This is a genomic window from Mycobacterium sp. Aquia_213 (assembly GCF_026625985.1).
Classification (GTDB): Bacteria; Actinomycetota; Actinomycetes; order Mycobacteriales; family Mycobacteriaceae; genus Mycobacterium.
Window position 1 is genome coordinate 1,822,671 of record NZ_CP113116.1, and the last position, 24,954, is coordinate 1,847,624.

21 protein-coding genes are annotated in these 24,954 nt (G+C 65.9%); 14 read left to right on the forward strand and 7 right to left on the reverse strand.

Translation table 11 applies throughout. The annotated features are described in order from the left end of the window. Positions 1-31 precede the first annotated feature (31 nt). The 6 genes from LMQ14_RS08665 (at position 32) to LMQ14_RS08690 (ending at position 8,750) form a co-directional block, all read left to right on the forward strand. Positions 32-637 carry a LysM peptidoglycan-binding domain-containing protein gene (locus LMQ14_RS08665; protein ID WP_267734343.1) on the forward strand — a complete coding sequence of 202 codons (606 nt, stop codon included), beginning with the start codon at positions 32-34 and terminating at the stop codon, positions 635-637. 85 nt (positions 638-722) lie between these two features. Then, a complete protein-coding gene (locus LMQ14_RS08670; RefSeq protein WP_267734344.1) occupies positions 723-3,371 on the forward strand; it encodes a valine--tRNA ligase in 2,649 nt (882 codons plus the stop codon). Continuing rightward, a complete protein-coding gene (gene folC, locus LMQ14_RS08675; protein ID WP_267734345.1) occupies positions 3,368-4,813 on the forward strand; it encodes a bifunctional tetrahydrofolate synthase/dihydrofolate synthase in 1,446 nt (481 codons plus the stop codon). The genes LMQ14_RS08670 and folC overlap by 4 nt, the downstream gene beginning before the upstream one ends. After that, on the forward strand, positions 4,810-5,193 hold the full coding sequence (locus LMQ14_RS08680) for a DUF4233 domain-containing protein (protein ID WP_267734346.1): 384 nt from the start codon (positions 4,810-4,812) through the stop codon (positions 5,191-5,193). Before folC ends, LMQ14_RS08680 begins: the two co-directional genes overlap by 4 nt. A 29-nt stretch (positions 5,194-5,222) precedes the next feature. Further along, positions 5,223-5,633: a nucleoside-diphosphate kinase gene (gene ndk / locus LMQ14_RS08685; protein ID WP_267734347.1), complete on the forward strand. Its 411-nt coding sequence runs from the start codon at positions 5,223-5,225 to the stop codon at positions 5,631-5,633. Positions 5,634-5,942: 309 nt separating this feature from the next. After that, complete coding sequence (locus tag LMQ14_RS08690) at positions 5,943-8,750, forward strand: Rne/Rng family ribonuclease (RefSeq protein WP_267734348.1); 2,808 nt, start codon at positions 5,943-5,945, stop codon at positions 8,748-8,750. A gap of 7 nt (positions 8,751-8,757) precedes the next feature. Here the strand turns inward: LMQ14_RS08690 and LMQ14_RS08695 are convergent, their stop codons facing one another. Beyond that, positions 8,758-10,095: a cation:dicarboxylate symporter family transporter gene (locus tag LMQ14_RS08695; RefSeq protein WP_267734349.1), complete on the reverse strand. Its 1,338-nt coding sequence runs from the start codon at positions 10,093-10,095 to the stop codon at positions 8,758-8,760. A 312-nt stretch (positions 10,096-10,407) separates the two neighbouring features. Here LMQ14_RS08695 and rplU point away from each other — a divergent pair, with 312 nt between their 5' ends. Genes rplU through proB form a run of 4 tightly spaced genes read left to right on the forward strand, consistent with a single transcriptional unit; the run spans position 10,408 to position 13,586 of the window. After that, positions 10,408-10,719, forward strand: a complete 312-nt coding sequence (gene rplU / locus LMQ14_RS08700; protein WP_025736107.1) for a 50S ribosomal protein L21 — start codon at positions 10,408-10,410, stop codon at positions 10,717-10,719. Positions 10,720-10,734: 15 nt separating this feature from the next. Then, positions 10,735-11,001 carry a 50S ribosomal protein L27 gene (rpmA, locus tag LMQ14_RS08705; RefSeq protein WP_267734350.1) on the forward strand — a complete coding sequence of 89 codons (267 nt, stop codon included), beginning with the start codon at positions 10,735-10,737 and terminating at the stop codon, positions 10,999-11,001. A 42-nt stretch (positions 11,002-11,043) separates the two neighbouring features. Beyond that, the gene (gene obgE, locus LMQ14_RS08710; RefSeq protein WP_267734351.1) at positions 11,044-12,486 is read left to right on the forward strand and encodes a GTPase ObgE; all 1,443 of its coding nucleotides are present in this window, start codon (positions 11,044-11,046) and stop codon (positions 12,484-12,486) included. Continuing rightward, positions 12,483-13,586 (forward strand): glutamate 5-kinase, encoded by a 1,104-nt coding sequence (proB, locus tag LMQ14_RS08715; RefSeq protein WP_267734352.1) that lies wholly within the window; start codon positions 12,483-12,485, stop codon positions 13,584-13,586. The genes obgE and proB overlap by 4 nt, the downstream gene beginning before the upstream one ends. Before the next feature lie 4 nt (positions 13,587-13,590). Here the strand turns inward: proB and LMQ14_RS08720 are convergent, their stop codons facing one another. Then, positions 13,591-14,241 (reverse strand): TetR/AcrR family transcriptional regulator, encoded by a 651-nt coding sequence (locus tag LMQ14_RS08720; RefSeq protein ID WP_267734353.1) that lies wholly within the window; start codon positions 14,239-14,241, stop codon positions 13,591-13,593. A 102-nt stretch (positions 14,242-14,343) separates the two neighbouring features. Here LMQ14_RS08720 and LMQ14_RS08725 point away from each other — a divergent pair, with 102 nt between their 5' ends. Further along, positions 14,344-15,612: a cytochrome P450 gene (locus LMQ14_RS08725; protein ID WP_267734354.1), complete on the forward strand. Its 1,269-nt coding sequence runs from the start codon at positions 14,344-14,346 to the stop codon at positions 15,610-15,612. A gap of 4 nt (positions 15,613-15,616) precedes the next feature. Here LMQ14_RS08725 and LMQ14_RS08730 read toward each other — a convergent pair whose 3' ends face one another. Next, positions 15,617-16,465, reverse strand: a complete 849-nt coding sequence (locus tag LMQ14_RS08730) for an NAD-dependent protein deacetylase (protein WP_267734355.1) — start codon at positions 16,463-16,465, stop codon at positions 15,617-15,619. A 26-nt stretch (positions 16,466-16,491) separates the two neighbouring features. After that, entirely contained in the window at positions 16,492-18,417 is a 1,926-nt protein-coding gene (locus LMQ14_RS08735) for a serine/threonine-protein kinase (RefSeq protein WP_267734356.1), read from the reverse strand. 193 nt (positions 18,418-18,610) lie between these two features. On the opposite strand from LMQ14_RS08735, the gene LMQ14_RS08740 reads away from it, so the two are divergent. Continuing rightward, positions 18,611-20,101, forward strand: coding sequence for an FAD-dependent oxidoreductase (locus tag LMQ14_RS08740; protein WP_267734357.1), 1,491 nt, complete (start codon positions 18,611-18,613; stop codon positions 20,099-20,101). Here the strand turns inward: LMQ14_RS08740 and LMQ14_RS08745 are convergent. Next, positions 20,098-21,648, reverse strand: a complete 1,551-nt coding sequence (locus tag LMQ14_RS08745) for a CoA transferase (protein WP_267734358.1) — start codon at positions 21,646-21,648, stop codon at positions 20,098-20,100. The two genes, LMQ14_RS08740 and LMQ14_RS08745, sit on opposite strands and share 4 nt — an antisense overlap. A 250-nt stretch (positions 21,649-21,898) precedes the next feature. Here LMQ14_RS08745 and LMQ14_RS08750 point away from each other — a divergent pair, with 250 nt between their 5' ends. Beyond that, the gene (locus LMQ14_RS08750; RefSeq protein WP_267734359.1) at positions 21,899-23,086 is read left to right on the forward strand and encodes a PucR family transcriptional regulator; all 1,188 of its coding nucleotides are present in this window, start codon (positions 21,899-21,901) and stop codon (positions 23,084-23,086) included. A 221-nt stretch (positions 23,087-23,307) separates the two neighbouring features. Here LMQ14_RS08750 and LMQ14_RS08755 read toward each other — a convergent pair whose 3' ends face one another. Together LMQ14_RS08755 and LMQ14_RS08760 are read right to left on the reverse strand one after the other, a co-directional pair. Next, positions 23,308-23,634, reverse strand: coding sequence for a hypothetical protein (locus LMQ14_RS08755; protein ID WP_267734360.1), 327 nt, complete (start codon positions 23,632-23,634; stop codon positions 23,308-23,310). Between the two features lie 122 nt (positions 23,635-23,756). Further along, the gene (locus LMQ14_RS08760) at positions 23,757-24,254 is read right to left on the reverse strand and encodes a CHAP domain-containing protein (protein ID WP_267734361.1); all 498 of its coding nucleotides are present in this window, start codon (positions 24,252-24,254) and stop codon (positions 23,757-23,759) included. 227 nt (positions 24,255-24,481) lie between these two features. Between LMQ14_RS08760 and LMQ14_RS08765 the strand changes: the two genes are divergently transcribed. Then, a complete protein-coding gene (locus tag LMQ14_RS08765; RefSeq protein WP_267734362.1) occupies positions 24,482-24,907 on the forward strand; it encodes a hypothetical protein in 426 nt (141 codons plus the stop codon). Positions 24,908-24,954: the final 47 nt, after the last annotated feature.

A 24,954-nucleotide genomic window follows, 5' to 3' on the forward strand; every position in this document is an offset into this window, starting at 1 on the left:
ACGCCGGACTAGATGACGAGAGGGAAATGCTATGTCAGACACGCTTACTGAAGGACAACAGCTGCAGCGGGGACAATCGCTGGCCTCCAGCAACGGGGCCTACACCCTGACGCTGCAAGACGACGGCAACCTGGTGCTGGCCGCGCGGGGTGAGGCGCTATGGGCGACCTCGACCAACGGCCAGGACGTGCAGCGCGCCGAAGTGCAGCGCGATGGGAACTTCGTCCTGTACACATCGGACAAGCCGGTTTGGCATACCGACACCAAGGGTAAAAAAGACGTCCGGCTGGTCCTTCAGGATGACTGCAACCTGGTGCTCTATGCCGCCGACGGACCGGCGTGGTCCAGCCACACCGAGACCGATGGTCCGCCACCTCCGCCGCCGGCCGCCGAGCCCGCCGCCGCGGATGTGACAAGCGACACGGCCGAGCCGGTCGCCGAGCCCGCCCCGGAGCCGGTGGCAGACGTCGCACCCGAGCCCGCGCCGCGCACGTACACCGTCGTCTCGGGCGACACGATGTGGGCGATCGCGGAGCGATTTTACGGTGACGGCAGCAAGTATCGGGTGATCGCAGAGGCCAGCGGCGTCGCCGATCCCGACCTGATCCACCCCGGCCAGGTGCTCACGATTCCCTGATCTCGGCTGCCAAACCGACACCGACCGATCACCCGCGTGTTCGGGCGCTTACACACGGGCCCGTCGCGGTTCCTAGAATTGACCGGTGACCGCCAGCCCCAGCTCTGCCGCCGACCTGCCCAAGTCGTGGGATCCCGGTGCGATGGAGACGGCGATCTACCGGAAGTGGGTGGATGCGGGTTACTTCAAGGCGGACCCGACCAGTTCCAAGCCCGGGTACTCGATTGTGCTGCCGCCGCCGAACGTCACGGGCAGCTTGCACATGGGCCACGCGCTGGAACACACGATGATGGACGCCCTGACCCGCCGCAAGCGCATGCAGGGCTACGAGGTGCTCTGGCAGCCGGGGATGGATCACGCCGGCATCGCGACTCAGAGCGTGGTGGAAAAGCAGCTCGCGGTCGACGGCAAGACCAAAGAGGATTTCGGTCGCGAGCTCTTCGTCGACAAGGTGTGGGACTGGAAGCATGAATCCGGCGGCGCCATCGGCGGCCAGATGCGGCGCCTCGGTGACGGGGTCGATTGGGACCGCGACCGGTTCACGATGGACGAGGGCCTCTCGCGCGCGGTGCGGACGATTTTCAAGCGGCTCTACGACGCCGGGCTGATCTATCAGGCCGAGCGACTGGTCAACTGGTCGCCGGTGCTGGAAACGGCAATCTCGGACCTCGAGGTCAATTACGTCGACGTCGAAGGCGAACTGGTGTCGTTCCGCTATGGCTCGCTGGACGACTCGCAACCGCACATCGTGGTGGCCACCACCCGGGTCGAGACGATGCTGGGTGACACCGCGGTCGCGGTGCACCCCGACGATGAGCGCTACCGCCACCTGGTCGGCACCACACTGCCGCACCCGTTCATCGATCGGCAGCTGATCATCGTCTCCGACGAGCACGTGGACCCCGAATTCGGTACCGGCGCCGTCAAAGTCACGCCCGCGCACGACCCGAACGACTTCGAGATCGGGCTGCGCCACGAGTTACCGATGATCTCGATCCTCGACACCAAGGGCCGGATCGTCGACACCGGAACACAATTCGACGGCATGGATCGCTTCGAAGCCCGCGTCGCGGTCCGTGAGGCCTTGGCGGCACAGGGCCGGGTGGTCGCCGAGAAGCGGCCCTACCTGCATAGCGTCGGGCACTCGGAGCGCAGCGGCGAACCGATCGAGCCCCGGCTGTCGCTGCAATGGTGGGTCAGGGTGGAATCACTGGCCAAGGCCGCCGGCGACGCGGTGCGTAACGGGGACACCGTGATTCACCCCGCGAGCCTGGAGCCGCGCTGGTTCGGCTGGGTCGACGACATGCACGACTGGTGCATCTCGCGACAGCTGTGGTGGGGCCACCGCATCCCGATCTGGTACGGGCCCGACGGCGAACAGGTGTGTGTCGGGCCGGATGAGACGCCGCCGGAGGGCTGGGAGCAAGACCCCGACGTGCTGGACACCTGGTTCTCGTCGGCGCTGTGGCCGTTCTCCACCCTGGGCTGGCCGTCGCGCACCGCGGATCTGGAGAAGTTTTATCCGACAAGCGTTTTGGTGACCGGATACGACATCCTGTTCTTCTGGGTGGCCCGGATGATGATGTTCGGCACGTTCGTCGGCGGCGACGACGCGATCACGCTTGACGGCAGCCGCGGCCCGCAGGTGCCGTTCACCGACGTCTTCCTGCACGGGCTCATCCGTGACGAATTCGGCCGCAAGATGAGTAAGTCCAAAGGCAACGTGATCGACCCGCTGGACTGGCTGGAGCTGTTCGGGGCCGATGCGTTGCGGTTCACCCTCGCGCGCGGCGCCAGTCCCGGCGGTGACCTTTCGATCGGCGAGGACGCCGTCCGGGCGTCACGCAACTTCGTGACCAAGCTGTTCAACGCGACCCGCTTCGCGTTGCTCAATGGCGCGCAGCTGGCGCCGCTGCCTCCGGTCGCCGAGCTGACCGATGCCGACCGGTGGATCCTGGGACGGTTGGAAGAGGTTCGCGCCGAGGTTGATTCGGCATTCGACAGCTACGAGTTCAGCCGGGCCTGCGAGGCGCTCTACCACTTCGCGTGGGACGAATTCTGCGACTGGTATGTCGAAGTGGCGAAGGTGCAGCTCGCCGACGGGCTCACCCAGACCACCGCGGTGCTAGCCGCGGGTCTCGACACACTGCTGCGGTTGCTCCAGCCGGTCATCCCGTTCGTCACCGAGGAGCTGTGGCAAGCGTTGACGGGCGAGGAGTCCCTGGTCATCGCCGAGTGGCCGAAGCCGTCGGGCATCAACCTGGATCCTGTTGCGGTGCAGCGTGTCAGCGATATGCAGCGACTGGTGACCGAGGTCCGCAGGTTCCGCAGCGACCAGGGCCTCGCCGACCGGCAGAAGGTGCCGGCCCGGTTGGCCGGCGTCGAGGACTGCGATCTGAACACTCAAGTGGCCGCGGTCACGTCGCTGGCGTGGCTCACCGCGCCGGGACCCGATTTCGGCGCGTCGGTGTCCCTGGAGGTTCGGTTGAGCGCCGGCACCGTCGTCGTCGAACTCGACACGTCGGGAACCATCGACGTCGCCGCCGAGCGCCGGCGCCTGGAAAAGGATCTGGCGGCTGCGCAGAAGGAATTGGCTTCCACCGCAGCCAAATTGGCCAACGCGGACTTCCTGGCCAAAGCGCCGGAACCGGTCGTCACCAAGATCCGCGATCGTCAGCGGCTGGCCCAAGAGGAAACCGAGCGCATCAACACCAGGCTGGCCGGGCTGCAATGACCGAAGAGCCCGACTGGCTCGACCATTCTGGGGCAACCAGTGTGGCTCCCACGCCGGACGAGATCGCGTCCCTGTTGCAGGTCGAGCATCTGCTGGACCAGCGCTGGCCCGAGACCAAAATCGAACCGAGCCTGACCCGGATCAGCGCCCTGATGGATCTCCTCGGCTCCCCGCAGCTCGGCTATCCGTCGATCCACGTCGCGGGCACCAACGGCAAGACCTCGGTGGTGCGCATGATCGACGCGCTGCTGACCGCGTTGCACCGGCGCACCGGCCGAACCACCAGCCCGCACCTGCAGTCGGCTGTCGAACGCATCGCGATCGACGGAAAGCCAATCAGCCCAGCGCAATACGTGTCGACCTACCTCGAGATCGAGCCGTTCGTGCAAATGATCGACGCGCAGTCGCAGGCCGCGGGCGGTCCGGCGATGAGCAAGTTCGAGGTGCTGACCGCGATGGCGTTCGCCGCTTTCGCCGACGCTCCCGTCGAGGTCGCCGTCGTCGAGGTCGGCATGGGCGGCCGATGGGATGCCACCAACGTGATCAACGCGCCCGTCGCGGTGATCACCCCGATCGGCATCGACCACGTGGAATACCTCGGCGAGGACATCGCCGGAATCGCGGGCGAGAAGGCGGGCATCATCACCAAGGCGCCGGACGGCGCGCCCGACACCGTCGCGATCATCGCACGGCAGGTCCCGGAGGCGATGGAAGTGATTCTGGCACAAACCGTTTCGGCCGACGCAGCCGTCGCGCGGGAGGATTCCGAGTTCGCGGTGCTGGGCCGTCAAATCGCGATCGGCGGACAGGTGCTGGAGCTGCAGGGCCTCGGCGGGGTGTACTCCGACGTGTACCTGCCACTGCACGGCGAACACCAGGCGCACAACGCGGTGGTGGCCCTCGCGGCGGTCGAGGCCTTCTTCGGCGCCGGTGCGCAGCGTCAGCTCGACGTCGAGGCGGTGCGGGCCGGTTTCGCCGCCGTCACCAGCCCCGGGCGGCTGGAGCGGATGCGCAGCGCCCCCACCGTTTTCATCGACGCCGCGCACAATCCGGCCGGAGCGGCCGCGCTGGCGCAGTCGCTGGACAGCGAATTCGACTTCCGATACCTGGTCGGGGTCCTGTCCGTGATGGCCGACAAGGACGTCGACGGCATCCTTGCCGCGCTGGAGCCGGCATTCGATTCGGTCGTCGTGACGCACAACGGGTCGCCGCGAGCGTTGGATGTCGAGTCACTGGCACTGGCCGCCCAGCAGCGGTTCGGGCCCGACCGGGTGCTGACCGCCGAAAACCTGCGCGACGCGATCGACGTCGCGACCGCGCTGGTCGACGACGCCGCCGCAGAGGGTGAGGCCGAGGAGTTTTCCGGCACCGGAATGGTGATCACCGGCTCGGTGGTCACCGCCGGAGCCGCGCGCACGTTGTTCGGTCGTGATCCGGAATGACCGATAGCGACCAGAACCCGCCGCCCGCCGACCCCTGGAAGAGCTTCCGGGGAGTGATGGCCGCGACGCTGATCTTGGAAGCGATCGTGGTGCTGCTGGCGATACCGGTGGTCGGCGCGGTCGGCGGCGGCCTTAACGGGGCATCGCTGAGCTATCTGATCGGGCTCGCGTTGCTGCTCATCCTGCTGTGTGGCGTCCAGGGCCGGCCCTGGGCGATTTGGGTGAACCTGAGCGTCCAGCTGGTCGTCCTCGCCGGGTTCGCGGTGTACTCGGGCGTGGGATTCATCGGTGTGCTGTTCGGCGGATTGTGGCTGCTGATCGCGTACTTTCGCGCTGAGGTCCGCCGACGACAGGAGCACGCGCAAACACCGCCGGGCTGAGTGCCGATTCGTTGGGTACGCTGACCGCCGTGACGGAACGGACCCTGGTACTGATCAAGCCCGACGGCGTCGAGCGGCGGCTGATCGGCGAGATCATCAGCCGCATCGAGCGCAAGGGCCTCACGTTCGTGGCGCTCGAACTGCGCAGCGTCACCACAGAGTTGGCCACCCAGCACTACGCCGAGCACGAGGGCAAGCCGTTCTTCGAGTCGCTGCTCGACTTCATCACGTCGGGGCCGGTCGTCGCGGCGATCGTCGAGGGACCGCGCGCGATTGCGGCGTTTCGGCAGCTCGCTGGCGGTACCGACCCGGTGGAAAAGGCCACTCCCGGCACAATCCGTGGCGATTTCGGCCTGGAAACGCAGCTGAATCTGGTGCACGGATCCGATTCGATCGATTCAGCAAAGCGCGAAATCGCGCTATGGTTTCCCGGCGCTTAGACCTCTAGCCCGCTGGGGGTTCCAGGTCAGGCTCGTTTGGGCCTACGGCGTGATGTGGGATACTGACTGCGGGTGAACGTCGCCGGACTGGCGTCGGACACCCGAATGAAGACTTAGACAAGCGCGACCATTGCCAGCTCGCGATGTAGCGCCGCATGTCAGGCCGACATTCAGCACGGCACCGAGTTGGTTCTAGCCGAGTCGCTCGGGGCAAGACCATCACAAGACCGGGAGAAGTGACCCGGGCACATAGCGAAGCCCTCGCGTGGCCGCGTCGATATGACGCGCCCGGGGGCTTGAGGAGAATACGTGGCAGACGGTGACCAAACTTCAGACCCTTCAAATGCGCCGGTCCAGGAAGACCTGCCGGACCGATTGAGAGTCCATTCCCTGGCGCGAGCGCTGGGAACCACCAGCAAGCGAGTGGTGGACGCGCTCAGCGCACTGGACGGACGAATCCGCAGCGCACATTCCGGCGTCGACTACGAGGACGCGATCCGGGTGCGTGATCTGCTGTCGCCCCGGCCGCCGGAGAACCTCGTGGCGTTCAGTAGCGCCGAAGCCGCCTCATCAGGTGAACCTGGGTCCCGGGTGAAGCTGGAGACCGCGATCGACCGCCCGGCCTACATGCCGCTGTTCGTGGCGCCGCAGCCGGTCGCGGCCGACGCCCCAACCCGCGCCGCCGACAGCTCCGACACCGACGCCGACGATTCCGATGACGGTGAGGACGACGACGAGGAGCAGGCCGATCGGCCGGCTAACCGCCGGCGCCGCCGCGGCCGGCGCGGACGTGGCCGTGGCCGCGGCGATCAGGGCGGATCCGACCAGGACGAGGACGGCGACGGCGAGCAGCGCGGCTCGAGATCCGCCGACTTGGATGACTCCGACGACGGCGACGACTCGGATGACTCCGACGATGGCGACTCCGATGACGGCTCGGCGGACGGCGCCACTCGGCGTCGTCGCAGGCGCCGTCGGCGCAAGTCGGGTTCGGCTGACGACAATGACGAGGCCTCGTCGCCCGACGATCCGCCGAATACCGTGGTGCACGAACGAGCACCGCGCGGCAAGGGCGGCTCCTCGGCGGACGGCGGCAGGAACAACGGCTCGAGCAATGCCGAGATCAAGGGCATCGATGGGTCGACGCGGCTAGAGGCCAAGCGGCAACGCCGCCGCGACGGGCGTGATGCCGGACGGCGCCGGCCGCCGGTGCTGACCGAGGCCGAATTCCTGGCGCGCCGCGAGGCGGTCGAGCGGGTCATGGTGGTGCGCGACCGGGTCCGCACGGAGCCGCCGCACCCGGGTGCCCGCTATACGCAGATCGCCGTGCTCGAGGACGGCATCGTCGTCGAGCATTTCGTGACGTCGGCTGCATCGGCGTCGCTGGTCGGCAACATCTACCTCGGCATCGTGCAGAACGTGCTGCCCTCGATGGAGGCGGCGTTCGTCGACATCGGCCGCGGCCGCAACGGCGTGCTGTACGCCGGCGAGGTCGACTGGGAAGCCGCGGGGCTGGGCGGTGCCGAGCGCAAGATCGAAAAGGCCCTCAAGCCCGGCGATTACGTCGTCGTCCAGGTCAGCAAGGACCCGGTCGGACACAAGGGCGCCCGGCTGACCACCCAGGTCTCCCTGGCCGGCCGGTACCTGGTTTATGTGCCGGGTGCGTCGTCGACCGGGATCAGCCGCAAGCTGCCCGACACCGAACGCCAGCGTCTCAAGGAGATCCTGCGTGAGGTGGTGCCGTCGAACGCCGGGGTGATCATCCGGACCGCGTCCGAGGGCGTCAAAGAGGACGACATCCGCCAGGACGTCACCCGCCTGCAGGAGCGCTGGGAAGAGATCGATGCCAAGGCGGGCGAGACCAAAGGGAAGGCTGCCGGCGCGGCGGTGGCGCTCTACGAAGAGCCCGACGTGTTGGTCAAGGTCATCCGCGACCTGTTCAACGAGGACTTCGCCGGGCTCATCGTCTCCGGCGACGAGGCGTGGAGCACCATCAACGACTACGTGAATTCGGTTGCGCCCGACCTGGTTTCGAAGCTGACCAAATACGATCCGCCCGCCGGAGCCGAAGGCCAACCCGGGCCGGACGTGTTCGCCGTGCATCGCATCGACGAGCAACTGGCCAAGGCGATGGAGCGCAAGGTGTGGCTGCCCTCGGGCGGCACCCTGGTCATCGACCGGACCGAGGCGATGACGATCGTCGACGTCAACACCGGCAAGTTCACCGGATCCGGGGGCAACCTCGAGCAGACGGTCACCAAGAACAATCTCGAGGCGGCCGAGGAGACCGTGCGCCAGCTCCGGCTGCGCGACATCGGCGGCATCGTGGTCATCGACTTCATCGATATGGTGCTCGAGTCCAACCGAGACCTGGTGCTGCGCCGGCTGACCGAGGCGCTGGCCCGCGACCGCACCCGTCATCAGGTTTCCGAGGTGACTTCGCTGGGCCTGGTGCAGCTGACCCGCAAGCGGCTGGGAACCGGTCTGATCGAGGCGTTCTCGACTACGTGCCCGAACTGTGGCGGGCGCGGGCTGCTGCTGCACGGTGACCCGGTCGACTCGGCCCCGGCGACCGGTCGCAAGTCCGAGTCCGGCGGCCGGCGTAGCAAGCGATCGAAGAAGAACCGATCCGAGGAACCCGCCGATCAGCCTGCCGTCGCCAAGGTGCCCGTCCACGCGCCGGGCGAACATCCGATGTTCAAGGCCATGGCCACCCGCGACAACGGCGACGCCGAGGATGCCGGCGAGGACACCATCGCCGAGGTCGACGAGCAGACCAAAATAGAGGGTCCCGCTGACCTGGACGCCGACCAGGATGCCTTCGAGGACGCCGAGGACGACGACACCGATCAGGACAGCGACGACGTCGACGAGGAGGACTCGGTGGACGAGGACCTCGACGATGACGACGAGGACCTCGACGACGACGATGATCTCGACGACGACGACGACGACGACGACGATGACGACGAGGATCTCGACCTCGACGACGAAGACCTCGATGACGACGAGGACTCCGACGACGAGAACGGCGAAGACTCCGGTGCAGATCTCGGACGCCCGCGCCGTCGACGCGCGGCCGGCCGGCCGGCCGGCCCGCCCATCCACGCGGACTAGCCAGCCGTCACGCGGCGGTGCGCTGCCGCGCGGCAGGCGGCTCTTCGTCGGGCTCGTCGATCATGGTCAGCTCGTCGAACGGATCGCGATCGTGCAGCACCGCGTCGACCTTGGCCCGATCGATGGTCTTGCTCCAGGTACCCACCAGGACCGTCGCGACCGCGTTGCCGGAAAAGTTGGTGATCGCACGGCCTTCCGACATGAAGCGGTCGACCCCGACCAGCAGCCCGGTGCCACCGAGCAGGTCGAGGCGATGCAGGCCTTCGGCCAATGTGGCCAGGCCCGCACCGCTGATGCCCGCGGCGCCCTTCGACGCGACCATCATGTACAGCAACAGCCAGAACTGGTCGCGCAAGCCCAGCGGATGGCCGAGCGCGTCGGCAATGAACAGCGTGGCCATGGTCAGATAGATCGCGGTGCCGTCGAGGTTGAACGAGTAGCCGATCGGCACCACCACCCCGACGGTGCCGCGTTCGACCCCCAGGTGTTCCATCTTGGCGATCAGTCGCGGTAGCGCCGGCTCCGAGGACGAGGTTGCGACGATCAGCAGGTATTCGCGGGCCAGGTAGCGCACCAGCCGGAAGATCGAAACTCCCGACACCACCCGCAGCAGCACGCCGAGCACGCCGAACACGAACACCGCGCAGGTCAGGTAGAACGCGCCGACCATCATCAGCAGGTTCGTGATCGCGCTCCAGCCCGTCGAGCCGACGACGTCGGCGATCGCGCCGAATGCCCCGAGCGGTGCCAGCCACAGGACTATCCCGAGCACCTGGAAAACCAGTTTCTGCAGGTGGCCGATGCCGACCAGGATCGGCTCGCCCGCGGCCCCCATCGACCGGATCGCGAAACCGACCAGCAGCGCGACAAATACCGACTGCAGCACGTTGCCGACGGTCAGCGCCGTCAACAGCGACGTGGGGACGATGTGGTGAATGAGATCGGTGAAGCCGTCGGTGTGTTCGACGTGTTCGACGGGTGGTGTGCTCAGTTCGAGGTCGGCGCCCGGTCGGTACAGGCCACTGCCCAGGCCCAGCAGGTTTCCGACGGCCAGCCCAAGCCCCAGCGCCACCGACGAGATCACCAGGAAGCAGCCGACCGCCAGCGCGCCGACCTTTCCGACGTTCTGGGCTTTACTCATGGCGCCGATGCCCAGCACGATCGTGCAGAAGACGATCGGCGCGATCATCATCTTCATCAGGCTGAGGAACATCGTGCCGAGCACCCCGACGCTCTTGCCGATCCCAGGGGCCGCCAGCCCGACGATCACGCCGGCCACGACGGCGGCGGCGACCGCGAAATACAGCCAGCGGGTGCGATCGATGCGCTTGTTGGCCGTCGGCATCGAAAGATTCTACGTGGACGGCTCGCTGTCGATAGTTAGCCAATAGGTAACAAATACCTGAATAGAGCGGTTCTTTACGTTGCCACGATCGGCCGCTCGGGGGAGCGGAGCAGGCCTGGTGCCCGTTGCGGGTCGCCCGGGTGCTGGTTTGACCCTGTAGCCGCTGGTCACGTACCCTTGGACAGTTGTCGTCAAGCCGGGCAGCTGACTTCGGCGGACGACAGGCGGGAAGATTATCCCGCTCCCCAGACCCACCACGCGCATCGCAGCTAGCACGCGCGCGGAAGACGTGAGGAAGAGGCAGGAGCAACGATGGCGACCTACGCAATCGTCAAAACCGGTGGCAAGCAGTACAAGGTCGCCGTCGGTGACGTGGTCAAGGTCGAGAAGCTCGAATCCGAGCCCGGCGCCAAGGTGTCGCTGCCGGTTGCGCTGGTTGTCGACGGTGCCACCGTCACTTCCGACGCGGCCGCGCTGGCCAAGGTCGCGGTGACCGGCGAGGTGCTCGAGCACACCAAGGGCCCGAAGATCCGTATCCACAAGTTCAAGAACAAGACCGGCTACCACAAGCGTCAGGGACACCGTCAGCAGCTGACGGTCCTGAAGGTCACCGGAATCAAGTAGCGGGAGGCGACAGACATGGCACACAAGAAGGGCGCTTCCAGCTCGCGCAACGGTCGCGACTCCAACGCTCAGCGGCTGGGCGTCAAGCGGTTCGGCGGCCAGGTTGTCAAGGCCGGCGAGATCATCGTCCGCCAGCGTGGCACCCACTTCCACCCCGGCGAGAACGTCGGCCGTGGCGGCGACGACACGTTGTTCGCCAAGGAAGCCGGCGCCGTCGAGTTCGGTGTCAAGCGCGGGCGTAAGACCGTCAACATCGTCGCGGCCGGGCAGACCACCGACTGAGGTCGCTGCGCCCGTGCACGCGGGTAGCTGAGAGGACCCCCGATGCCTCGGTTTGTCGATCGAGTCGTCATCCACGCCCGAGCGGGCTCCGGCGGTAACGGCTGCGCCTCGGTTCATCGCGAGAAGTTCAAGCCGCTCGGTGGCCCCGACGGCGGCAATGGCGGCCGTGGCGGCAGCATCGTCTTTGTCGTCGATCCCGCCGTACACACACTGCTGGATTACCATTTCCGTCCGCATGTCACCGCTCCCAATGGCAAGCAGGGGGCCGGCAGCAACCGCGACGGCGCTGCCGGTGCGGATCTGGAAGTCAAGGTCCCCGACGGCACCGTTGTCCTGGACGAGAACGGCCGGCTGCTAGCCGATTTGGTCGGGGTGGGGACCCGCTTCGAAGCCGCTGCCGGCGGCCGTGGCGGGCTGGGCAACGCGGCGCTCGCGTCCCGCGCGCGCAAGGCGCCCGGCTTTGCGCTGCTCGGCGAGCCCGGCCAGGCCCGCGACCTCACCCTCGAACTCAAAACCGTGGCGGACGCCGGGCTGGTCGGATTTCCGTCTGCGGGAAAGTCGTCGCTGGTATCGGTGATCTCGGCAGCCAAACCCAAGGTCGCCGATTACCCGTTCACCACGCTGGTCCCCAACCTCGGCGTCGTCTCGGCCGGCGAGCAGTCGTTCACCGTCGCCGACGTGCCCGGCTTGATCCCCGGCGCGTCCGAGGGCCGCGGCCTGGGGCTGGATTTTCTGCGGCACATCGAGCGGTGCGCGGTGCTGGTACACGTCGTCGACTGCGCCACCAACGATCCTGGCCGCGACCCGATCTCCGACATCGACGCGCTGGAAGCCGAACTCGCCGCCTACACGCCCACCCTGCAAGGGGACGCGGCGCTCGTCGACCTGGCCGAGCGGCCACGGGCGGTGGTGCTCAACAAGATTGACGTGCCGGAGGCGCGTGAGCTCGCCGAATTCGTCCGCGACGAGATCGCCGAGCGTGGCTGGCCGGTGTTTCTGGTGTCGACGGTGACCCGAGAAGGGTTGCAGCCGTTTATCTTTGGGCTCTGGAAGATGATTTCGGAGTACAACGCGGCGCAACCGGCGCCGGTAGCGCGACGCCCGGTGATCCGCCCGGTGCCCGTCGACGACAGCGGTTTCACCGTCGAGTCCGATGGCGAGGGCGGCTTCGTGGTAACCGGGGCGCGCCCCGAGCGGTGGATCGGTCAGACCAACTTCGACAACGACGAAGCGGTGGGCTATCTCGCCGACCGCCTCGCGCGTCTCGGAGTCGAGGAAGAGCTGCTGCGGCTGGGCGCACAACCCGGCTGCGCGGTGACCATCGGTGAGATGACATTCGACTGGGAGCCGCAAACCCCTGCCGGCGTTCAGGTTCCATTGACCGGCCGCGGCACCGACGCGCGGCTGGAACGCACCGAGCGCATCGGCGCCGACGAGCGCAAGGCCGCCCGGCGTCGGCGGCGCGAACGCGGTGACGAGCCGTGAGCGCTCATCGCGAAGCGATCCGAACCGCTCGCAGTCTGGTCGTCAAGATCGGGACCAACGCGCTGACCGCGCCGTCCGGCGTGTTCGACGGGAGCCGGCTGGCCGGGCTGGCCGATGCGATCGAGGGGCGCATGAAAGCGGGCACCGACGTCGTCATCGTGTCCTCGGGTGCCATCGCCGCCGGCATCGAGCCACTCGGATTGTCGCGTCGTCCAAAGGATTTGGCTACCAAGCAGGCTGCTGCAAGCGTAGGCCAGGTCGCGCTGGTGAACGCGTGGAGTGCGGCTTTCGCGCGCTATGGCCGCACCGTCGGGCAGGTGTTGCTGACCGCGCACGACATCTCGATGCGGGCCCAGCACACCAACGCCCAACGCACCCTGGACCGGTTGCGCGCGCTGCACGCGGTGGCGATCGTCAACGAGAACGACACGGTGGCCACCAACGAGATCCGGTTCGGCGACAACGACCGTCTTTCGGCGCTGGTGGCCCACCTGGTCGGCGCCGAGGCGCTGATACTGCTCTCCGACATCGACGGCCTCTACGACACCGATCCGCGAAAGTCCAAGGAGGCGAGGTTCATTCCCGAGGTGGCCGCATCGTCGGATCTCGTCGGTGTGGTGGCCGGCCCGGGCAGCGCGCTGGGCACCGGTGGCATGGCATCGAAGATGTCCTCGGCGCTACTGGCCGCCGACGCCGGGGTGCCGGTGCTGCTGGCCGCGGCAACGGACGCCGCGACGGCGCTCACCGACGCCGCGTCGGGCACGGTCTTCGCCGCCCGGCCCACGCGGATGTCGGCCCGCCGGTTCTGGCTGCGTTATGCCGCCGAGTCCACCGGCACCCTGAGCCTCGATGCGGGCGCGGTGCGCGCGGTGGTGCAGCAACGCCGCTCCCTGCTGGCCGCCGGCATCACCGCGGTGGCGGGCCGGTTCTACGGCGGCGACGTCGTCGAATTGCACGGACCGGACGCCACCATGGTGGCCCGCGGTGTGGTCGCCTATGACGCGGCCGAGCTCGCCACCATGATCGGCCGGTCGACCTCGGAGCTGCCCGACGAGCTGCGCCGGCCCGCGGTGCATGCCGACGACCTGGTCGCGGTCTGACGCCTCAGCCTGCCGACAGTGGCTTGAGATACAAAGTGGCCCAGATGATTTCGGCCAACGTCGTGGATAGCTCGGCATCGTAGGAGTCCGGCGCGCCCGGCAGATTCTGTTGGCATGCCCGCTCGGCCATCCAGGTCAGCGCGCTGGCCGTGGCGGCTGCCGGCAACTCCGGGCGGATGGAGCCGTCGGCCTGACCTTCTTCGATGACCCGGGTCGTCCGCCCGGTGATCGCGGTCAACAGATTGCCGTAGGTCGCGCCAACCACCGGGTCGTAGGCGGCCATCTCGTTCAGCGCGACGAGCACCGGCTGATGTCGGCGATAGCCGGCAACCAGGCCCGCCATCGCGGTCCGGACATCGTTCGGATCGCGGCGCCACGCCACGCTCCACCAGCGATCCGCGCTCTCGGCCAGATCGGCGAAGACCTGGCCGGCAAGCCGGCGCAACAGGTGACCCTTGTCCTCGAAGTAGATGTAGAAGCTGGCCCGCGAGATGCCGGCCTCAGTCGACAGCCGGTCCACGCTGAGCTCGGTGAAACTTGCCCCGCCACGCATCAACCGCTCGGTGGCGTCCAGCAGCTGGCGCTCTATCTCCTCGCGCCGCTGCTGGCGCACCTGCTCGCGCGTGGGCTGCGGTTTGCGCGTGACCGACGGCATTTGCCGAGCATAACCGACCGTTCAACATATTGACTAGACATACTGTCTAGGCATACTGTCGACGAAGTTCTCGACTGGCGGTCACGTGACGGAGGAGCAACGATGGCAGTGTTGGCCGGGCGGTCCAGCCGCCCCCGTGCGTATGACGCGATCGATCTCTCCTCGCGCGCGTTCTGGTCGACGACGGCAGCCGACCGGGAGCGCTCGTTCGCGGTGTTGCGGGCCGAGCGACCGGTGAGCTGGCATCCACCGGTCGAGGACTCCCTGATGCCGGATCCCGACGATCCCGGTTATTGGGCGGTCACCCGGCGCGCGGACATCGTCGCTGTCAGCCGCGATAGCGAGGTGTTCCTGTCCGGTAAGGGGGTGATGTTCGAAAGCATTCCGGTGGAGTTGCTTGAAGCATCGCAATCCTTCCTGGCGATGGACCCACCGCGGCACACCAAGTTGCGCAAGCTCGCTCACGCCGCATTCACGCCGCGGCAGGTGCGCCGGATCGAGGAGTCGATCCAGGCGAATGCCAAGGCGATCGTCGACGAGCTTCGCGACGCCGGCAGCGGGGCGGATTTCGTCGATCGCTGCGCCAAGGAGCTGCCCATCCGCACGCTGTCGGACATGGTGGGCATTCCGGATTCCGAGCGCGAGCGCATGGCACACGCCACGGACGCGTTGGTGTCCTGGGCCGACCCCGAATTCCTCAATGGGCGCCCCGCGCTGGAAGTCATCTTCGAACAGCAGATGTACCTACACCAGGTCGTCGGCGCGCTCGCCGCCGAACGCCGCGAGAAACCGGGCGACGATCTGATCAGCAGCCTGGTACATGCCGAAGTGGACGGCGACCGGCTGACCGATGCCGAGGTGGCGGCGTTCTTCGTATTGCTCTCGGTGGCGGGCAACGACACCACTCGACAGACCATGAGCCACACCATGAAAGCGCTTACCGACTTCCCGCGCCAAAGGGCTTGGCTGCTAGCCGATTACGAGAACAGGATCGGCGTGGCGGTCGAGGAGTTCGTTCGTTGGGCGACGCCTGTCATGACCTTCCGCCGCACGGCGGCAACCGATTTCGAGCTAGGTGGCCAGACCATCGCCGCGGGGGAGAAGGTGGTGATGTTCTATTCGTCGGGCAATTGGGACACCGAGGTGTTCCAACATCCGGATCACTTCGACCTGAGCCGCAGCCCCAATCCGCATGTCGGCTTCGGCGGGGGCGGATTGCATTTCTGCCTCGGTGCCCATGTGGCGCGCGCGCAACTGCGCGCGATCTTCGGTGAGCTGCTGCGTCAGCTGCCCGACATTCAGGCAACCGATGCGACGTACGTGGCGGGCAACTTCGTACACGCCGTGCGCAGCCTGCCCTGCACGTTCTAGCGCACTAGCGCAAGGCCAGCGGCGCCAGCTCGTCGGCGAGCAACACCAGCAATTCCGAGCACCCGCCGTCGAGTTTGACGTCGGCCAAGTCGTCGCCGCGGGTGTGGCCGCGGTTGACGATCGCGACCGGGATGCCGACTGCGGCGGCGTGCCGCACGAACCGGTAGCCGGAGAATACGGTCAGCGACGAGCCCGCGACCAGCAACGCCTCGGCCTCGTCGACCAGTGAAAATGCCTGTGCCACAGTATCTTTAGGCACACTCTCGCCGAAGTAGACGATATCGGGTTTGAGCATGCCGGCACAGCGCGGACAGTCCAGATAGTGAAATGACGTGGTATCGGTGACGACCGCGTCGGCGTCGGGGGCCACCGCCAGCCCGCCGATCGCCTCGGCGCGCTCGATGAATCCCGGGTTGAGTGCTTCGAGTTCCTCGGCAAACGCCGCGCGACTCAACGTGTGGCCGCAGCTCAGGCAGATCACCTGGGCGTACGTGCCGTGCAGATCGATCACGTTTGCACTGCCCGCCTTGGTGTGCAGCAGGTCGACGTTCTGGGTGATCACACCGCTCACCACCCCGGCGTGCTCCAGCGCGGCAAGCGCGCGATGGCCCGCATTCGGCCGCGTCGCCTCCATGTGCCGCCAGCCGACATGGTTGCGTGCCCAGTACCGCTGCCGGAACGCGGAATCCGAGGTGAACTGCTGGATAGTCATCGGGTTGCTCGGCGGCGAATCAGGGCCCCGGTAATCGGGAATGCCCGAATCGGTGGAAATCCCCGCTCCCGTGAGCACCGCGATCCGGCGTCCAGCCAACAGTGCAACCAGCTCCGGTGATTCGGGGCGGGCGGTGGTCACGTATTCGAGGGTACGGACTCGGCCGCTTAGTCGCCGGTGCGTTCGAATTTCACTTCTTCGTCGTAGGAACCGGCACAGCCGTTGCCCCCAGTTACGATTCGGTGTCCGCGGCCCGTTAATAGGGGGATCGGGTTTTGCGGCGGCTGCGGGAGCGGGTATTCCTGGTAAATCTTGGTCGGATTGGATCCGCCCGCGTCGCACGGCTTGGTGCCGTCAAAGTTGAACGTCCATTTCCCGTCCGCGAACGGGTAATTGGCGCCGTGGTGGTCGCTCATGCAGCGGTCGCCGGTACGAAGACAATCGGTCTCGATGGTGGCATCCCACGAAGTCGGTTTGGAGCTGGTGTCGAGCCGCCGTTTCGTGGCGTGGTAGTGACCGTGCCATGCCGCTGCGGGCGATGGAACGAGCGGTGCTTCGCTGGCCGGATCGGGGAGACTGTTCACGTCGACATCTCCGATCCGGATGAACGTCACGGTCCGCTCGGTTTCGCAGTCGTTGAAGCTCGACAGTGCGCGGTATTGGCCAGCCAGCGTGCCGTCCGGCCGCGTTTGCAGCGTGACAACGGTCCAGTAATCGTCGGGGAAGTCGCAACCTTTGAAGCCGGTGACCCCTGGTGGTGGCGATGTCGCTCGGCCTGCGGCGACTGCACGCCATTGCCCACCAACGTCGTCGAACACGAACGCCGACTGCAGGGTAGCTCCGCCCGTGGCCGTCGCCGTTGCCACACAGCCGGTGGGACGACATGCCGAACGGACCGACCACTGCCCACTGGACGGTGTTCCTCCGTCATCCAGCTTCCCGTGGGTGGCCGAAGGGGCGAAGTCGACGCGGTACACGCCGGTGAACGGCCCCGTGTTCGGCGCCGCGACGGGCTTCGGGTTGGCGGCCGGCTGGCTGGCGGGCCCGCTTCCCACGGTGAACACCACGACGACGGCGACGACGATCGCGGCGAGCACGACGGCCCCACCCGCCAAGGCGATCCGACGGTGCTTTCGGGTTCTTGGGTCACCGGCCGGCGATGCCGCCAGGGTGAGCTCGCTTGCGTGTTGGGTCGCGGCGAGGCTGGGGTCGGCGGCCTTGGTTGCGGCCTGCGTCGCGAAAGCTGCTGAAGCGTTTAGGTTTTGGGCGGGCCGTGCGATCGGGTCGGTGATGGCAGCGTTGGCGGCGGTGGCCAACTCGATGGTGGTGGCATACCGCTGATCGGGGTCTTTGGCCATCCCGTTGGCGATGACCGGGTCGAGCGTGGCAGGCACCTTGGGATCGGTGATCGACGGGCGTGGAGGCGGTTCCATGAAGTGCGCGGTGATTTGCTGTTCGGTGTTGTCTCCGGCGAACGGGGTGTCCCCGGTCAGGCACTCATACAGCACGCAGGCCAGCGCGTAGACGTCCGAGCGCGCGTCGACTTGGCCTGCCCGCAGCCGCTCGGGGGACATGTAGGGCCAGCTGCCGATGACGCCGCCGGTGCCGGTCATCCGGGTCTGGTCTGCGCCGCGGGCGATCCCGAAGTCAATCAGGTACGCGAAATCGTCCTCATCGAGCAAGATGTTGGACGGTTTGACGTCGCGGTGGACTAGTCCGATCTTGTGTGCGGCGTGCAGAGCTCGGGCCACCTGCTCGACGATGCGCACTGCCCGGGCCGGGTCCAGCGGGCCGTCACCGATGACCTGTTGCAGGTCGCGGCCCTCGATCAAGCGCATGTTCACAAATAGCCGGCCGTCGATTTCGCCGTAGTCATGAATCGGGACGACGTGGGGGCTGTTTAACTGCGCCGCCGCTTCGGCTTCTCGGCGGAAACGTTGCACGAATGTCTGGTCTTGAGCCAGCTGCGGCGGTAGCAACTTGATTGCGACGGTCCGGTTGGTCGAAGTGTCGTGTGCGCGCCACACTTCGCCCATGCCGCCGCGGCCCAACAACTCGATTAAGCGGTATCGGCCAAACGGAGTTCCGTCCATATCAGCCTCCTTGCGACACGGTCGAAAACACGATAGTTCGGGCGACAAGGTTTGCACATAGGAAACACAAATGTTTGTGCGTCACCCGCGGTACGCCAACGCGGCATCTGAGAGTAGTGGAGTAGTCGACTACTCATCCCCGCCAGCGCGGCGCAGCCAGATACTTGACGCCTCTGCATGGAAAGGCGGGCTGATGTCGGAATCCCAATACTCACGCGTGGAATCCTGCGACGTTTGCATCGTGGGAGCCGGCATCGCCGGGCTCAACGCCCTTTTCGCCGCGAGTCGATACCTGTCGCGGGACCAGAAGGTGATTCTGATCGATCGTCGGGCGCGCTTGGGCGGCATGTGGGTCGACGTGTATTCGTATGTCCGCCTGCATCAACCACACCCGATGTTCACCGCGGGCAACATCGAGTGGACCCTCGGCAAGGATCGCGGCTACTTGGCGACCAAGGGCGAGGTGCTCGACCATTTTGAGCACTGCGTCGACGTGATAAGGGAGCGCGTGCAAGTCGACGAGTACTTCGGCTGGGACTTCGAGTCGCACGAAGAAGCGGACGGAATCGTGCGGGCCACCTGTAGGGCGGTCGACGGCCGGGTACTCGTTGTCGCGGCCAAGCGTTTGATCAAAGCCTATGGCCTGGCAGTCACGCCGAACGAACCGCTGCAAATCTCCAGCGAGCGTGTCCATTCGGTGTCGCCCGACTACTGCGACGTCCGGACCGGTGACATCGGGGAAAGCAAAGCGCCAGTGTGGATTATCGGCGGCGGAAAAACCGCGATGGACACCGCGCACGCGCTGATCACCGCATGCCCCGGTCGCCAGGTAAACCTCGTCGCCGGCCGGGGAACATTCTTCTCCAGCCGCGACAAACTGTTGCCGAGCGGCGCCCGGCGGTGGTTGACGGGCCGAACGCTGAGCACCGTCGCCGCACAGCTGAATCGCCGGTTCGACGGCACGAACGAATCAGAGGTCCAAGATTGGTACCGCGCCACCTACGGCACGTTCTTGACTCCGCAATCGGACAACTTCGTCTTGGGAGTGCTGTCCGAGGCCGAGAACCGCACGATCTCTGCCGGCCTCAACGATGTCGTGATGGACTATCTCGAAGATGTAGTCGATCGCATGTGCACGACCGAGTTGTTATTCCGGAGCGGATCGACGAAGACGATCGAGCCGGGCAGCTGGGTCGTCAACTGCACGGGATACGTCCAGGTCACCGACGAACACCCGTACGAGCCGTACGTTTCACCCAGTGGCGCAGTCGTTTCGATCAATATGCGCTCGGCCGTGCTGCACTTGCCTGCGTTCATGGGGTACTTCCTGGGCCACCTGATGTTCTTGGACAAACTCAGGGAGATTCCGCTCTACGAAGTCGACTGGCAGGAACTGAGGCGCGAATCGCCGATGGCATTTCCGTACGTGCTTTTCGCGCTCGTCCAGCACAACCTCAGCCTGATCTACGACAACGTCCCGAGTGCCGTGTTCAAGGAGAACGGCCTTGATTTCGATCATTGGTTCCCGTTACCGCGCCGCCTGTCGGGTGTGGCGCGATTCGTGCTCACGCACCGCCGGGAACGTGAGCGCCAGCGCCGTGTTCTTGACACGGTGCGGGAGCGATTCCAAATCCGTTGCGGCCCAATAAGTGAGCAGCGCATGCCCAGCGGGCATGCGGTTTAGCCCGCTTTACGGGCTTCTTCCACCAGCTTCATCAACAGCGGTGATGCCAAGCTTAGCCCGCCGCCGCCGTCGCCGCGGTCCTCGATGCCATAACAAGGCACCAATCCACGGATCAGGTTGTCGCGGGCCATCTTCGAAGGGTAGTGCGGTACCTCGGCAGCCTCATCGGAGGTCGCGATTGGTGACCATCCCGCGGTGTCTGGGGTGGTGCCTGGCCAGTTTGAGGTGCGCTCGGCGAACGAGGGAGTGTGGCTGAACATCACCGTGGGTGCCAATCGAGTGAACACACCTGACGGGCCGAGCTGATCGACGCCGAAGTCGACTATGTCCCTCATGCTCGCAGGGGCGTATTCCTCGGCGTCCTGCGGCTCGACGACGGTGAGCGCCTCCATCGAACAGCGGGTCAGCGCGGCGCCGACTTTCCAGTAGCCGCCCTGGTCTTCGCGTGCGGCCAGGGCGGCGATGGCGCCGATCGCACCGAGATAGCCGGTGAGGTAGTCGTTCATCAACACCGACACCACCGTCGGGGCGGCAAGACTCTCGGAGTGGGTGTGCATCACCCCGGTGACAGCCTGGGCGATCTGCTCGAACCCGGGCCGGGCATGCCATGGCGTGCCCTCGGTGTAACACGACGCCGCTGCCACGACCAGGTTTGGGTTGATCCGTTGCAGGCCGGCGTCGTCGAGGCCAAGTCGGGCCAGCGCGCCGGGACGTTGACTGGACACCAGCACATCGGCGCCAGCGAGCAGTTCAGCGAACCGGGCGAAACCGGCGCGCCCCTTGATGTCCAGGGCGATGTTGCGTTTGCCCCAACTGACGTCCAGCCACAACGGCAGCACCCAGTCCCCGATCGGCGGCTGGACCTTGATGACGTCGGCGCCCTGCTCTGCCAACAGCCGCCCGATGGTCGGACCGGCCACCAGATGAGTCAGCTCGACGACTCGTACGCCCTCCAGGGGCCGGTGCCGCGCAGGGCCGAGCCGACGCTGACCGCCGGTTGCCTGACGATCGATCTCGACCATCGGACGCTGGGCAGTCGCAGCACCTTGGGGCATTGCGAGCCATTCCTCGCGGCTGCGTACGACTCCCAACGCCAAACCTGCCTCGGCAGCCTCGTCCTCGAGCTGCTGAGCGGTCTTGGTCGCCACCACTGCTTGAATTGCTGTCGCCGTGTTCGCGCAGTCCAGATAGGACAGCAGAGCATCACGTAGGTGAGGGTGCAGTCCGATCATGTGGACGTAGCGGTCGTCGGCGGTGCGGTAGGTGCCGTTGTCCGGGCCAATTGGCCAGGTGTCCATCAAGGTGCCGTAGCCGTTGAGGAAATGTAACTGACCGGAATTCAGCGCCAGCCCGCAGTGGCGCCGGTTCAGTGTCATCGTCTGCGGGGGCATGCCGCGCAACATGCCGATGTAGTCGACTACCGAACCGAACGCAGCCATCACCCCCACCGCATAGTCGTGGATCTTGATCGGACTGGGACTGTAAGACACGCCGGGTTCGACGGTGATCTTCGCCGGATCGACCGTGAACGGTAGCGCGTCGGTCACAGTGTCATAGACCGATTTCTGAAATGGCTGGGTGATCATCGACTGCCTTTCCCATCGTCAATTGCTTTGCTGAACCGAGAGTTTGGGCTAGCGGCGCGATCGCTTGGGATCTCCGGGAGACGCCGCGCCGATCTAATCGTCGCCAGCCGCGGAGCACAGGTCGATGGACGCGGTGCCAAACCTCGTGCGCTCTGTGTTGTCATGGCGAACAAACCGGGCGCCGCGCCAAGCTCGTCTACCCTCAAGACCTATGGCGGGCGCCGACATGGACGTGCAGGTCGTCAAAATTGGAGAGCTGCTCAACGGGCAGCTCGACGGGCTGGTGGCCAAGGTGGTGACCGCGATTCGCGCTGAAGTCCCGTTCTACAAGAACACCCAGGTAATCCCCGACGACGTGCTCGTACCCGCCACCGCCAACAACCTACGGTTCGTCTTCCAAGCTCTTGAAGAAGGCACCGAGTTCAACACCTCACCCGCGGTGGCCACCGGCGGGACCCGCGCCGCAGCAGGGGTGCCGCTGGCCGTGGTGATGCATGCGTTTCGGGTTGCATCGCACGTGTTGTGGGACGTGATGATCGAGCTGGCCGGAGCGCACCCGGGTATTAGCGGGCAAGCGCTGATCGTGGCGACCTCCAGGTTCTGGCGCGCCCAGGACCTCTACACCGACACGATGGCAGGCGCCTACCGCCAGCAAGCGGCACAACAGGTCATCGACGACGAAGCCGAACGCTCGGCACTGACCGAAGCGCTGCTCGATGGCCGGCCATTGGGCGACTACGGTCTCTGGGACATCGCCCAGCTGCTACGCATCCCCGCCCACGGACCGTATCTGGTGATAGCCGCAACGACCCCGGCCGTCGGCAAGCAGGCCCTGCCCGGGATCACGGCGATGCTGCGCAGCGCCGACATCTTCTCGGCGTGGCGGCTGCTGCCCGATCTGCAGACCGGTATTGCCCACATTCCCTCCACCACTGCTCGGGACAACCTGCTGGCGTTGTTGTCGCGGGTCGCGACCACTCGGGTCGGGGTCAGTCCACTGTTCGACGACCTCGCCGACACCGCCCAGGCGCTGCGATACGCGCGGATCACACTCTCGGCGCGCGCGAAAGGCGGCGGTTACGTAGCCGTATTCGACAACTCCGTCTTGGGCGTTGCCGCTGTGAGCGCACCCGAGGTGAACGGCAAGCTCGCCGAGATCGTCCTTGGAGCATTCAACGACTTCTCCGGCACCGAACGGGAGGTCCTCATTCACACCTTCAATGTCTGGCTCGACAATGGCGGATCAGTTCCCAAAGCCGCAGCCCAGTTGCAATGTCACCCCAACACCGTGCGTTACCGTCTGCGGAGAATCGAGGAACGCACCGGCCGCACACTGGCCGAGCCGCGGCAACTCGCCGAACTATGCTTGGCGTTCGAAATCTATCAACACAAGTCTTGAACCGACATTCCACGAAGGCCGTTGGCGTTCACGGTGATCCGAGAACTCAGTTTTGCGGGTCTCCGATGTCAGCTATTCCGGGACGGTGTTCAATTGTGCTCGGGCTTGGTCGATCTGATCGAGGGCATACCGCGCGGCGTCCGCGCTTGTCATCTTCGCTCCGGCTTCGCTCAGTGACTGGTACACGTTGTCGCCGAGCACTTCCCGCAGATGGGCGATCGTTACTTCGATTTCGGGAACAGCCGCCAGCGCGCGAGCGGTAAGTGCGAAGCCGACGACGGTGGCGGACGCCTCATGCCGTCCGATCCGATCGAAGTGACTGGCGAGAATTGCCAGTGGGCTCGCCAGCTGAGAGTAACTACCGGCATCGAAATAGTTCTTGATCGCCAGGTCAAGAAATCAAGGGCGTCCGTCGGGTCGCAGTTGGAGGCGAAGGCGGGCAGGCCCGTCGCGAGGTAGGACTCGATCATCCGATTGCCGCTGCCCTGAGCGATCGTCAAACCCCGGCGCAGCGCGTCGTATGCCGCCGCCGGATTCGCGTCGCGCATGGCTTAGCCGTACGCGAAAAGTGAAAAGGCTTGAGCGCCAGGATTGTCGATGGCATCGGCCGCATCGAGCGCCACCCACCGATGCGTCGGCGCAGCACATCGCGACTGACTTTCACGGCTTCTCAGGGGATCAGGATGTAGCTCATCCCCGGGGCCTGGGCGACGGTGCGCGTGTCGAATTCGTGGAAGCCGCTGGTGCGGAAACCGTTTGACGCGCTGGCCCCATAACCGGTGTTCATTTCGGTGATCGTGATGTTGCTGCCATTGACGGCGTCGACCCAGGCGACGTGTCCGACGCCCCCGACGAGCGCGCTGCTGAAGACGGCGATCGAGTGGGGTTGCGCTTCGTTCACTACCGTCCAACCTGCGGCTTGCGCTTGGCTAGCCCAGGTTTCGGCATTTCCGGTCAGCGCTCGAATGTAGTAGCCGGTATGGGCGTGTATCTGTTCTTGAGCGCCCCAAGTGCAATAGCCCTCGTAGTCGCCACTAAGCGGGTTGTGGTCGATTGTGCGGCCTATGGCCGCTGCCGGATCCCCGTTGGCCGGGGCCGGCGCCATTGACGCGCCCAGTGAGAGTGCGCTGCTCACCGCGACGGCGGCCACCACTCCGCTGCGCTTCATGCGCGTCCTCTCGTCGGCTCATCAACCCGTTACCTTCCTGTTATCGCCTCGAGACCGGAATTCGTTTCACACGGTCGGGTTCTAGGCGAAGGGGACCACTTCAGTGCTGGCAAACCGGCAGTTGGTCGCGGTGGTGGTGATTGCACGCGAAATTACGTTTCGGGGTTCTGACCAATCAGGACGCCGGTACGGTAACCGCACCATAGTCTTCGGCAAGGAGGCCTCTCGTGCGGCGAAAAATCTTCATGCTTGCGGGAACGGTGGCCATTTCGGTGCTCATCGCGGGTTGCTCGAGCGGCAAGTCGGGGTCGGGGTCGAGTCAGACGCCTTCGTCGAGTTCATCTGCCACGCAAACAAGTTCGGCCTCGCCCCAAGCGCCGTCCGCTTCGACGCAGGCCGCGCCGCCCGACGCGTCGACCTGCCTTGACATCTCCTTTGCCAAAGACAGCCTTATGGTTTCGATGAAACCGGAGGACGCGCGCAAGAACGCCGACATCCTCGAGAAGTACAACCCTCCCGATGTGGTCAAGGCCGCGATTGAGCATTTCGTTACCACCGGCGGCATAACCCCCGCGGACCCCGACGCCGATGCCAACAACCGCCTGATCGCCACCTGGCTCAAGCAAATGTGCCCCAACGTGAACACATACTGATCCACTGGATCCGTCTTCTCGGCCCACGCCTATACCCGGCGCGTGCT